The following is an 11,255-nucleotide window of genomic DNA, read 5'->3' on the forward strand; positions in this document are numbered from 1 at the left end:
CCATAAAATCCGGACATATGCCGCCGGGCTTACTCGGCGGCGGGCTTGTGCATGACGGGCAGGCGCATGTACTCCACGTTCTCGGTAATGTCGTCGATGATGCCGGAGGCGGCGAACTGCATGGCCTGGCGGATGGCGTTGCGGATGGCATAGGCGTCGGAGGATCCGTGGGCCTTGATGACCGGCTTGGAGATGCCCACCAGAGCGGTGCCGCCCACCTCGCGGGAGTCCATCATCCGCTTGAAGTCCCTGATGCCGTCCTTCACCAGCAGGGCGGCCAGCTTGGTGGTGATGCTCTTCATGAACATCTTCTTCATCTCGCCGGCCATGAAGCTGCCCGCGCCCTCCATGGTCTTGAGGAAGATGTTGCCCGAGTAGCCGTCGGTGACGATGACGTCCACCGCGCCCAGAACGGCCTCCTTGCCCTCCACGTTGCCGGCAAACTGGATGCGCCCCTCGGCGTCCGCCTTCTTGAGGAGCTTCCAGGTCTCCCGCTGGAGGTCGGTGCCCTTGGACTCCTCGGCGCCGATGTTCAGCAGGCCCACCCGGGGCTCGGGGCGGCCCATGACCCGCTCGGCGTAGTAGGAGCCCATGAAGGCGAACTGGAGCAGGTACTCGGGGGTGCACTCGGCGGTGGCGCCGCAGTCGATGAGCAGGGCGCCGCCCTTGGCCGTGGGCACCACAGGGCACATGGCCGCCCGGCGGATGCCCTTCACCCGCTTGACCAGCAGGGTAGCCGCGGAGAGCAGGGCGCCGGTGCTGCCGGCGGAGACAAAGGCGTCCCCCTTCCCCTCCTTGAGCAGGTTCAGGCCCACAGTGAGGGAGGAGTCCTTCTTCTCCTTGAAGGCGGTGGCGGGGTTGTCGCAGATCTCCACCACCTCGGAGGCATGGGCGATCTCAATGCCGGCGGGCAGTTCCTTGATGCCGTCCTCGGCCAGGACGGCCAGGATGTCCTCGCCCCGGCCCACCAGGATGACCTCGGCTCCCAGCTCCTTCACCGCCCGCAGGGCGCCTCTGACGTTGGAGGCAGGGGCGTTGTCGCCGCCCATGGCGTCTACGATGATTTTCATTTTGATTCCTCCCAAAGCTGTTTTCTTTCTCTGTCCTCACGCAGGGGCCGCCGCTCATCGGTCAGACCCAGCAGGTAGTCGGCAGATACATTGTAGTGCTCACAGAGCATGGCCAGCCTGGCAAATGTGGACGCCTTCCGCCCATTCTCCATCTCGCCAATCTGGTTCTGCTTCACACCAAGGAGCTCGGCCAAATCCCTCTGCGTTTCTTTTCTCTCGCTCCGCAGCTCCCGCAGGCGTGCGCCAAACAATTCATTTGAATACATCGGCTCTCCCTCTTGACCAACCCACTAATAGCGTGTATAATGAATGCACGCTATTAGTGGGGGTGTTTCAATCATGATCGACCGCATTGAAGAACTCTTTGAATCAGAGCTAGAGCGCGGAAGACTGGAGTTCAGCCGCGCTCCCGACGCAGACCCGCGGGAACGGGCCCTTGCCGCCTGCTACAACCGCATCCACGCCGCCCTGGGGCTGGAATTTCTCGACCGCCTCAACGACCTGGAGGCCGAGGCCGCTTACTACGAGCGGCTTATCTGCTTCCGCCACGGCTTCCGTCTGGCCCTGCGGCTGGTGCTGGAGGCGGGTGTGTAATCCCCTTACTCCGCGTCCAGCTCCGCCAGCTTCTCCAGCGCCCGCCTGGACAGCTCGGCATTTTTATTCCGCTTGCCCTTCACCTTATAGCCCAGGGGCGGGATGATGCCGAAATTCACATTCATGGGCTGGAAGTCGGTGACCGTCTCGTTGCTGATATACAGCGCCAGGGCGCCGGTGGCGGTCTCCTGGGGGAAGTCCACGGGCGGAAGCCCACGCAGACGTCGGGACAGCTCCACTGCCGCCAGGAAGCCGGAGGCGGTGGACTCCACATAGCCCTCCACGCCGGTAATCTGGCCGGCAAAGCAGATGCGAGGGGCCTTTTTCACCCGGTAATACCGGTCCAGCAGGCGGGGCGAGTCCAGGTAGGTGTTGCGGTGCATGACCCCGTAGCGGACGAACTCGGCATTCCGCAAAGCGGGAATCATGGAGAACACCCGCCGCTGCTCGGGCCACTTCAGGTGGGTCTGGAAGCCCACCAGATTGTAGATGGTGCCATCGGCGTTGTCCTTGCGCAGCTGCACCACGGCAAAGGGCTCTTTGCCCGTCCTGGGGTCCTTCAGGCCCCGGGGCTTCAGGGGGCCGTAGCACAGGGTGTCGTGGCCCCGGCGGGCCATGACCTCCACAGGCATGCAGCCCTCGAACACGTTCTTATCCTCAAAGCCGTGGACCTCCGCCTCCTGGGCGGCGCACAGCTCGGTCCAGAAGGCCTCGTACTCCCCGGCGGTGAGGGGGCAGTTAATGTAGTCCGGGGTGCCCTTGTCGTATCGGGAGGCAAAGAAGGCGCTGTCCATGTCCACGCTCTCAAAGGTCACCAGAGGCGCGGCCGCGTCGAAGAAGTTCAGATAATGGCTCTCGGGGAAAAAGGCCTTGATATCCTCGGCCAGGGCGTCCGAAGTCAGGGGGCCGGAGGCCACAACGACCTGGCCCTCTGCCGGAAGGTGCTCCACCTCCCCCTCCACTACGGTGATCAGGGGGTGGCTGCGGATTTTCTCCGTAACGGCCTGGGCAAAGCCGTGGCGGTCCACCGCCAGGGCGCCGCCCGCCTCCACCCGGTGCTCGTCGGCGCAGGAGAGAATCAGGGAGCCCATGCGGCGCAGCTCCTCCTTCAGCAGGCCCACCGCGTTCTCCAACTGGTCGGACCGCAGGGAGTTGGAGCACACCAGCTCGCCAAACCAGGGCGTGTGGTGGGCGGGGGTCATCTTCTCCGGCTTCATCTCCCGCAGCTCCACGGGGATGCCCCGCTGTGCCAGCTGCCACGCGGCCTCAGACCCGGCCAGGCCCGCGCCGATTACAATCACTGGTTCCATCGTATCTCCTTTGTATCGCAAGAGGGCAGGGGCGGGCCTGTTCCCGTCCCTGCCCCAGGGTTATTCCTCGGTTTTGGCTGCCTTTTTGGCCGTCGTCTTTTTGGCGGCGGGCTTCTTCGCCGCCGTCTTTTTCTCCGCAGGCTTCTTGGCCGCACTCTTTTTGGCTGCCGTCTTTTTAGCGGCCGGCTTTTCGGCCTTCTCCGCCCCTTCGGCGGGAGCGGCTTCACCCTCGGCGGGCTTCTTCTTGTAGCCCCGCTGGTCCTCGGGCAGGAAGTTGGGGCACTCGGGGTTGATGCAGAAGGGCCGCTTAAAGCCTCTGCCCGACTTCTTGAACATGGTGTGACCGCAGGAGGGGCAGTTGTCCTTCACCGGCACGTCCCAGGTCATAAAGTCACACTTCACGCCGTTGCGGCCGGCGTTGTTCTCGCAGCCGTAGTAGGCGAAGCCCCGCTTGGAGGTCTTTTTCAGAATCCGTCCGCCGCACTTGGGGCAGCGGCCGGGCATCTCAATCACAATGGGCTGGGTGTGGTCGCACTCGGGCCAGCCGGGGCAGGCCAGGAACCGGCCGAACCGGCCCGACTTGATGACCAGATTCCGGCCGCACTTGGGGCAGATCTCCTCGGAGACCTCGTCGGGCACTTTGATGCGCTCGCCGTCCAGGTCCTTCTCCGCCTGCTGGAGCTCCTTCTCAAAGCCGCCGTAGAAGCCGCTGATGAGCTCCCGCCAGTTGACCTTGCCGGTCTCCACCTCGTCCAGCTGCTCCTCCATGTGGGCGGTGAAGGCGGTGTCCACAATATCGGGGAACTTGTCCTTCATCAGCCCGGTGACCACCTCGCCCAGGGGGGTGGTGCGCAGGTACTTGCCCTCCTTCACCACATACTCCCGATCCAGGATGGTGGACACGGTGGGGGCATAGGTGGAGGGGCGGCCGATGCCCTTTTCCTCCAGGGCCTTGATGAGGGTGGCCTCGGTGTACCGGGCGGGGGGCTGGGTGAAGTGCTGGTCCCGGTTGAGCTTCCGCAGGTCCAGGGGCTCCCCTTCCTTCAGGTCGGGCAGCGGGGACTGGAACTCGTCCTCCTCCTCGTCCTTGCCCTCCACGTACACCGCCATGTAGCCGGAGAACTTGATGGCGGAGTGGTTGGCCCGGAAGGTATAACCGGCGGACTCCACATCGATGGTCACGCTGTCGTACACGGCGGCGGCCATCTGGCAGGCCAGGAACCGGCTCCAGATCAGCTTGTAGAGCCGGTACTGCTCGCTGGTCAGGTCCTTTTTTACGTCTTCGGGGGTCAGGTTTACGTCAGAGGGGCGGATGGCCTCGTGGGCGTCCTGAGCGCCCGATTTGGCCTTGTAGACCCGGGCCTTGCCGGGATAGTACTCCTGTCCATAGCGGCCCAGAATGAAGCTCTTGGCGGCCGCGGTGGCCTCGTCGGACAGGCGGAGAGAGTCGGTTCTCATATAGGTAATGAGACCAACAGTGCCCTCCCCCGCGATATCCACGCCCTCATAGAGCTGCTGGGCGATGGACATGGTCCGCCGGGGTGTCATGTTCAGCTTGCGGGAGGCCTCCTGCTGGAGGGTGGAGGTAGTGAAGGGCGGCGCGGGGTTGCGCTGCTTGTCCTGCCGCTTCACGCCGCGGACGGAGAAGGGGGCGTGCTCCACGGCGGCCACCACCGCGTTGACCTCCTCCTCGCTGCGGAGCTCCATCTTCTTCTCCCGGCCGTAGAAGGCCGCCTTGAACTTGCCCGCCGCAGGGGCGATGCGCTCCAGCTCGGCCTCCAGGGTCCAGTACTCCTCGGGCTTGAAATCCCGGATCTCCTGCTCCCGCTCCGCCACCAGGCGGGTGGCCACCGACTGGACACGGCCCGCGCTCAGGCCCCGGCGGATCTTTTTCCACAGCAGGGGGGAGATCTGATAGCCCACAATGCGGTCCAGCACGCGGCGGGCCTGCTGGGCGTCCACCAGGTCCATGTCGATGGCCCGGGGATTGGCAATGGACTCGTTGACCACCTTCTTGGTAATCTCATTGAAGGTAACCCGGTGGGTCCGCTCGTCGGGCAGCTCCAGCAGCTCCTTCAGATGCCAGGAGATGGCCTCGCCCTCCCGGTCCGGGTCGGTGGCCAGGAAGATCTGATCGCTCTTCTTGGCCGCCTTTTTCAGGTCGTCGATAACCTCTTCCTTGCCCTTGATGGGCTGGTAGTCCAGGGTGAAGCCGTGCTCCACATCCACGCCCAGCTTGCTCTTGGGCAGGTCCCGCACATGGCCCATGGACGCTTTGACCTGATACCCGGGACCCAGGTATTTGGTAATGGTCTTGGCCTTGGCCGGAGATTCCACGATAACCAGATTTGTCTTTGCCACGATATACCTCCAAAAGGAGAACAGGCCTTTCCTCAGGCCCGGTTTCTCTCGCTTATTCTCGCTTTAACGCCACGGCGCACGCAAAGCGCCTGCCCGCCTTCTCCTCCACATAGCCGTGGATTTGCAGCATGGTCAGGGCGCTGGACACTCTGCGGGCGGGAATCTGAGTCAGCTCCACCAGGTCGTCTGTCCGCAGCTCCCGCCCCTCCAGGGCAAGGAGGAGCGCCCGCTCGTCGTCGGTGAGCGCACCGTCTTCTAAGGTAATATATGCCATTTTTTCGAACTTGTCAACCGTTTCAGCGGCCGCCGCTTCAGGCACATCCTGCTCCTGTGGGGAATCCGGGGCCTCCAGCCGGGCCGTCTCCTCCCCGGCAGAGAGGGGCTCAGGCCGGCTCACCCGTCCGGGCAGCAGGCGCTCGTACTCACACAAAATGTCCCAGCCCGACAGAACCAGCTTGGCCTCGCCCCGCTGGATGAGCAGGTTGGTACCCCGGCTCATGGGCGCGTCGGCGTTGCCGGGCACCGCAAAGGCGTCCCGCCCCTGGTCCAGGGCCAGGCGCATGGTGATCATGGTGCCGCTGTGCTCCTCGGCCTCCACGGCGGCCACGCCCAGGGACAGGCCGCTGATAATCCGGTTGCGGACGGGAAAATGCTCCCCTTTGTTCTCCGTCCCCGGCGGATACTCGGAGATGAGCGCGCCCGCCGCAGCCACGTCCTCATAGAGCCAGCGGTTTTCCGCCGGATAGACCACGTCGATTCCGCCGCCCAGCACCGAGACCACACTGCCGCCGCCCTTCAGGGCGCCCCGGAGAGCGGCCGCATCCAGTCCCCGGGCAATGCCGGAGACCATCAGCGCGCCGCCCCTGGCCAGTTCCATGCCCAGGCGTCCGGCCATGATTTTTCCGTACTCCGTGGGCCGCCGGGTACCCACCACGCCGACGGTCACCAGCTCGTCAAACGGGAAGAGCTTTCCCTTTACATACAGCACACAGGGCGGGTCTGCAATCTGCCGCAGGCGCTCGGGGTACTCCGCGTCCTGAATGGTGAGGATTCGGATGCCCAGCCGGTCGCAGTCGCCCAGGATGCGCTCAGCCCCGTCCAAACTTTTATCCAGCAGGGCCCGCTGCTGCCACTCGGTCAGGCCGGACAGGCGGTACTCCTCCCGGTCGGCAAAGTAGACCGCCTCCGGCGTGCCGAAATGGTCCAGCAGCCGGAAGGTCTGAAGGGGCGCAAGCCCCCGCCTTGTGGTGAGCCAGATCCAGTATTTCAGCGCTGCCACAGCCGTCCCCTCCCGTTCTCTTACCGGCACATCTCCCACAGCACGATCCCTGCCGCCATGGCGGCGTTCAGGGACTCGCACCGCTCCCGCATGGGAATTTTAATGGTCCTCCGGCACAGGGCCAGGGCCTCCTCCGAGATGCCCCGCCCCTCGCTGCCGATGACCACCGCCGCACGCTTCAGGTCCACCTGCCGCACATCCGCCGTGTCCGCCCGGAGGGCGGTGGCGTAGAGCGGGATGTCCGCCTCCTCCAGCAGGGCCCGCACAGTCTCCAGATCCGTCTCCCAGGCCGGCAGGCGGAAGCAGGCGCCCATGGTGGCCCGGATGGTCTTGGGGCTCCAGGGGTCGGCGCAGCCGTTGACCAGCAGCAGGCCGTCGGCCCCAAAGGCGTCGGCGGTGCGCCAGATGGTGCCCAGATTGCCCGGGTCCTGGACCCCGTCCAGCACCAGGTACCGCCCGCCGGAGAGCTTGTCCGGCGGTGTGAGGGAGGGCGTCCGGCACACAGCCAGCAGTCCCTGGGGCGTCTTCACCGAGGAGACCGCCCGCAGAAGGCTGTCAGGCACCTCCACCCGGCGGCTCTCGCGGGGCAGGCCCTGGGGAGGCGTTTTTCCCTCTGCCGCCAGAAGGGTCTCCACGCAGGCGCCCCACTTCAGGGCCTCTTCTATCAGCTTGGGCCCCTCGCAGACAAAAACCCCCTCTTCCCTGCGCAGAGCGCGGCTCTGCCCCAGCTTTTTGATGCGGACCATCAGAGGGTTCTGCCGACTGGTAATGTGCTCCATAGGGGCCTCCTTCTCTCTCGCCTGCCGCTTACAGATCGTGCAGGCGGTTGATGTCCTCGTTCCGTCCCAGGGTCACCACGGCGTCCTTGGCCTCCAGAACATAGTCGCCGCCGGGGGCCACGTCCAGCTGGCCGGTGCTCCCCTTGCGGACGGCGATGATATTGACGTGATGCTTGGCCCGGACGTCCAGGTCCCGGATGGAGCGGTGCTGCCAGCTCTTGGGGATCTCCAGCTCCACAATGCCGAAGTCGTCGGACAGCTCGATAAAGTTGAGCACACTGGAGCTGGACAGCCCCTGGGCCAGCTTGACGCCCATCTCGTGCTCAGGGAACACCACCCGGTCGGCGCCGATCTTCTCCAGCACCTTCCGGTGGACATGGCTCTGGGCCTTGCAGATGACCCTCTTGACGCCAATCTCCTTCAGATTCAGGGTAATCAGGGCGCTGTTGCCCACGTCGTCGCCCACGGCCACAATAGCACAGTCGTAATTGCGCACGCCCAGAGCGCGGAGCACGGCAGGGTCCCGGGCGTCGCCGGCGACGGCGTGGGTGACCCGGTCGGCCACCTGCTGCACCCCCTCCTCGCTGGCGTCAATAGCCAGCACCTCGTGCCCCAGTTCACACAGCTCGGTGGCCACTGCGGTACCGAAACGTCCAAGTCCGATGACAACAAAAGTCTTCATGATAAGTTCACCTTTCTCCGCTGTTGGCGGATACAGAATCGGCGGCTCTGTCCGCCGTCAGCCGATCATAATGTCCAGATTCGGATACTTAATCTTAGCCGGATAGCGATTCCGGGTCAGGAATGCCATGGAGAAGGTAAGGACACCGATGCGGCCCAGATACATCAGGCAGATAAGTATCACATGGGAAACAGGACTCAGCGTGGGTGTAATGCCCACTGTAACGCCTACCGTGCCCAGTGCCGACGCCGTTTCAAAGGCGGCATGGAGATAGGGTACTCCATCCACCAGAGAGATCAGAATGGAGCCTGTCATGAACAGAAATACGATGATCAGTGCCAGGGTCATGGCGTCAATGACCTTCCGGTAGGAGATGGCCCGGCCCCGGATGGTCACCTGCTCCCGGCCCGCCAGGTTGGCGCGCAGGCTCAGCAGCAGCAGCGCCGCCGTCACCGTCTTCAGTCCGCCGGCGGTGGAGCCTGAGGATCCGCCAATCAGCATCAGCACGCAGGAGACCACAATGGAGCTGTCCAGCAGACCGCCCTGATTAAAGGAGGCGAAGCCTGCTGTGCGCAGCGTCACCGACTGGAACAGCGCGTTGAGCATCTTCTGGGGCAGCGGCATGGAGCCGAAGGTGGCGGGGTTGTTATACTCCACGCTCAGGAAGAACACCATGCCGCCAATCAGAAGGCCGGCGGTAACGCTGAGCACCATTTTCGTATAAAAGGAAAACCCTTTCCAACTTCTGGCCCGGAGAATATCCTCCCATACGAAGAAGCCCAGGCCGCCGGATACAATCAGCACCATAATCGTGCCCAGCACCAGCGGATCATTATTGTATCCTTCAAGACTTGTAAAGGCGCCGAACTTTCCGCCAACCAGATCAAATCCGGCGTTGCAGAAGGCTGAAATAGCGTGGAAAATTCCCCGCCAGATGCCGCCTGCAAGGCCGAACTGAGGAATAAACCGGGTGGAGAGCACCACCGCGCCGATGCCCTCCAAGGTGAATGTCACCATCAGCGCATGGCGCACCACCCGGACCACGCCGTCCATGTCGTTCAGGTTCAGCGTGGATGCCATGATCAGCCGCTCGGACAGGCCGATGCGGCGGCGCAGCAGCAGCGAGAACAGGGACAGTACGGTCATAAAGCCCAGACCGCCCACCTGGATCAGCAGAATAATGACCAGCTGTCCGAAGAAGGTCCAACTCATCCCTGTGTCCACCGGGACAAGGCCGGTCACGCAGGTGGCGGAGGTGGCGGTAAACAGACTGGTGAGGAATCCGGCGCTCTGGCCGTTCTGGGATGCCACGGGCAGCATCAGCAGCAGTGTTCCCAACAGAATGATAATAGCAAAGCCCCCTGCCACAATGCGGGTGGCATTCATACTCTTTCTTCGGATCAGCACATCCCTGAACCATAAACCAATATGTTTTGTCAAGCTAACGCCTCCAGAACGATGAGCGGACATCAATTGCTCCGCAATTTTCCATTTTTACACAGAACAGCATACCGAAGGGATGGCGCTCCGCTCCGGTATGCTGTTTGTACCACTTTCTCCGGGAGCCCAGTCCTCGAAACCAGAAAAGGAAATCACAGGACTTTTATCTGTAAGCTCTCAAAGTCCTCCATTCAGGAATGAGTATAGCATACGCTCCAAAGGGATTCAAGTCAACGATTTTTTGCACTTCTCCTCTTTTATCTCATTTCTCATAAAAAGTGTATTGGCTTTTACCGGCTGTCCGGTCAGTTTTGTCAAAATGGTTTGTCAGTTCTCCCTTAAAGTGGCTTTCACAGCGAAGCAGAAGAAACCTGCGGCGGATGGACACCTCCAGCTTAAATCAGGCGCAGTTCCCTGTTGGGCACGGTCAGCTCATATTCGATGGCGTTGCCCGGCAGGCTGCCGAACACGGTGCAGATATCCACTCTCCCATGAAGCACACAGGGCCTTGCCGCCCGCCCCTGCGGTGAGCCTAATGCCGTGCTTGGCGCAGCAGGGACTCTTGCCGGTGAGTACTGTGTCCGGCACGGAATTTTCCACCTTGTTCTGGGCCTCATAATGCCGGATTTCCTCCATCTATTCCAGAAAAACGGCCTGCTGAGCTGGGTTCTGCTCCTCCGCATACTTTCCGCTGCCCAGAATGCGCATCTGTATATCCAGGAAAATTACATCAAATTGGCCGCGGTTCGCATCCATATACCGACTTCATCACAAAAAAGGGAAAGGCTTGTTTTCGTAAGAAAACAAGCCTTTCCCACACCCTTTGGTGGAGATAAGCGGGATCGAACCGCTGACCTCTTGAATGCCATTCAAGCGCTCTCCCAGCTGAGCTATACCCCCATATTTTTGTCATCTTGTGACGACCTTTGTAGTATAGCACTCTAACATCCCTGTGTCAACTATAAAATAAAATTTTTTTCTTTTTATTCTGATTGCGCCGTTCTCCCTTCCTTTTTCTTACAGATTTTATAAAATATCTGCCCGTGAAAAGAAGGCGAAGAGCGGACCGCGCCGTCATACGGCGGTACGGTCCGCTCTTTATATCTCTCAGATGCCGCCCGTTTAATACAGCTTCGCGCCCGCAGGGATGCGCTCGTCCACCATCAGCAGGTTCAGGCCCTCATGGCCGTCCTCCTCATGCACGGCGGAGATCAGCATGCCGCAGGAGTCGATGCCCATCATCTTGCGCGGCGGCAGGTTGACGATGGCGATGGCAGTCTTGCCCACCAGCTGCTCCGGCTCGTAGTACTCGTGGATGCCGCTGAGAATCACCCGGTCGGCGCCGGTACCGTCGTCCAGCACGAACTTCAGCAGCTTCTTGCTCTTGGGCACCGCGGAGCACTCCTTGATCTTCACGGCCCGGAAGTCGGACTTGGAGAAGGTATCGAAGTCCACCATCTCTTCAAACAGCGGCTCAATCTTGACATTGGAGAAGTCGATCTGCTCCACCGGGGCGGCGGGAGTGGCCTTGGCGGCAGCCTGCCCGGCCTTTTCCGCTCTGGCGGCATTGTCAGAGGCCAGAGGCTTCATGGTGGGGAACAGAAAACTGGTGCTCTGTATCCCCCGCAAGTTCCCATATCCTCAGCATTGCCCGGAAGCTGGGCTATAATGTTCTTATATTGTTTCATAATATTCCATCGTCACTTCCTCAACTGGTGTAAAATCAGGTGTAAATTAACT

The 11,255-nt window shown here is 61.9% G+C and carries 9 protein-coding genes, 1 tRNA gene and 1 pseudogene; 1 reads left to right on the plus strand and 10 read right to left on the minus strand.

Features of this window, described 5'->3' with window-relative positions; translation table 11 throughout:
• Positions 1 to 29: 29 nt before the first annotated feature.
• Together plsX and QZY67_RS04975 are read right to left on the minus strand one after the other, a co-directional pair.
• On the minus strand, positions 30 to 1,070 hold the full coding sequence (gene plsX, locus QZY67_RS04970; RefSeq protein ID WP_294535487.1) for a phosphate acyltransferase PlsX: 1,041 nt from the start codon (positions 1,068 to 1,070) through the stop codon (positions 30 to 32).
• Positions 1,067 to 1,336, minus strand: a complete 270-nt coding sequence (locus tag QZY67_RS04975; RefSeq protein ID WP_295368830.1) for a helix-turn-helix transcriptional regulator — start codon at positions 1,334 to 1,336, stop codon at positions 1,067 to 1,069. Before QZY67_RS04975 ends, plsX begins: the two co-directional genes overlap by 4 nt.
• Positions 1,337 to 1,409: 73 nt before the next feature.
• Here QZY67_RS04975 and QZY67_RS04980 point away from each other — a divergent pair, with 73 nt between their 5' ends.
• A complete protein-coding gene (locus QZY67_RS04980; RefSeq protein ID WP_295368831.1) occupies positions 1,410 to 1,664 on the plus strand; it encodes a DUF6809 family protein in 255 nt (84 codons plus the stop codon).
• 5 nt (positions 1,665 to 1,669) lie between these two features.
• Here the strand turns inward: QZY67_RS04980 and trmFO are convergent, their stop codons facing one another.
• The 8 genes and pseudogenes from trmFO to QZY67_RS05020 all read right to left on the minus strand — a co-directional run.
• The gene (gene trmFO / locus QZY67_RS04985) at positions 1,670 to 2,974 is read right to left on the minus strand and encodes a methylenetetrahydrofolate--tRNA-(uracil(54)-C(5))-methyltransferase (FADH(2)-oxidizing) TrmFO (protein WP_295368832.1); all 1,305 of its coding nucleotides are present in this window, start codon (positions 2,972 to 2,974) and stop codon (positions 1,670 to 1,672) included.
• A 60-nt stretch (positions 2,975 to 3,034) separates the two neighbouring features.
• A complete protein-coding gene (topA, locus tag QZY67_RS04990; protein WP_295368833.1) occupies positions 3,035 to 5,335 on the minus strand; it encodes a type I DNA topoisomerase in 2,301 nt (766 codons plus the stop codon).
• 52 nt (positions 5,336 to 5,387) lie between these two features.
• Positions 5,388 to 6,614 carry a DNA-processing protein DprA gene (gene dprA, locus QZY67_RS04995; protein WP_295368834.1) on the minus strand — a complete coding sequence of 409 codons (1,227 nt, stop codon included), beginning with the start codon at positions 6,612 to 6,614 and terminating at the stop codon, positions 5,388 to 5,390.
• A 20-nt stretch (positions 6,615 to 6,634) separates the two neighbouring features.
• Positions 6,635 to 7,393: an RNA methyltransferase gene (locus QZY67_RS05000; protein WP_295368835.1), complete on the minus strand. Its 759-nt coding sequence runs from the start codon at positions 7,391 to 7,393 to the stop codon at positions 6,635 to 6,637.
• A gap of 28 nt (positions 7,394 to 7,421) precedes the next feature.
• Positions 7,422 to 8,075, minus strand: coding sequence for a TrkA family potassium uptake protein (locus tag QZY67_RS05005; protein WP_148320298.1), 654 nt, complete (start codon positions 8,073 to 8,075; stop codon positions 7,422 to 7,424).
• A gap of 57 nt (positions 8,076 to 8,132) precedes the next feature.
• Positions 8,133 to 9,545 (minus strand): potassium transporter TrkG, encoded by a 1,413-nt coding sequence (locus tag QZY67_RS05010; protein WP_295368836.1) that lies wholly within the window; start codon positions 9,543 to 9,545, stop codon positions 8,133 to 8,135.
• A 794-nt stretch (positions 9,546 to 10,339) separates the two neighbouring features.
• Positions 10,340 to 10,415 (minus strand) — tRNA-Ala (locus QZY67_RS05015).
• 222 nt (positions 10,416 to 10,637) lie between these two features.
• Positions 10,638 to 11,117, minus strand: a pseudogene (locus tag QZY67_RS05020) (hypothetical protein); the annotation flags it as partial.
• Positions 11,118 to 11,255: the final 138 nt, after the last annotated feature.

Origin of the sequence: uncultured Pseudoflavonifractor sp., assembly GCA_904419835.1 — a bacterium.
Taxonomy (GTDB): Bacteria; Bacillota; Clostridia; order Oscillospirales; family Oscillospiraceae; genus Pseudoflavonifractor.

Bases quoted from the DNA above. Each gene is read 5' to 3' on its own strand.
- QZY67_RS05000 (WP_295368835.1), bottom strand. From the start codon at position 7,393: ATGGAGCACATTACCAGTCGGCAGAACCCTCTGATGGTCCGCATCAAA.
- QZY67_RS04980 (WP_295368831.1), top strand. From the start codon at position 1,410: ATGATCGACCGCATTGAAGAACTCTTTGAATCAGAGCTAGAGCGCGGA.
- trmFO (WP_295368832.1), bottom strand. From the start codon at position 2,974: ATGGAACCAGTGATTGTAATCGGCGCGGGCCTGGCCGGGTCTGAGGCC.
- QZY67_RS05010 (WP_295368836.1), bottom strand. From the start codon at position 9,545: ATGTCCGCTCATCGTTCTGGAGGCGTTAGCTTGACAAAACATATTGGT.
- plsX (WP_294535487.1), bottom strand. From the start codon at position 1,070: ATGAAAATCATCGTAGACGCCATGGGCGGCGACAACGCCCCTGCCTCC.
- QZY67_RS05005 (WP_148320298.1), bottom strand. From the start codon at position 8,075: ATGAAGACTTTTGTTGTCATCGGACTTGGACGTTTCGGTACCGCAGTG.
- QZY67_RS04975 (WP_295368830.1), bottom strand. From the start codon at position 1,336: ATGTATTCAAATGAATTGTTTGGCGCACGCCTGCGGGAGCTGCGGAGC.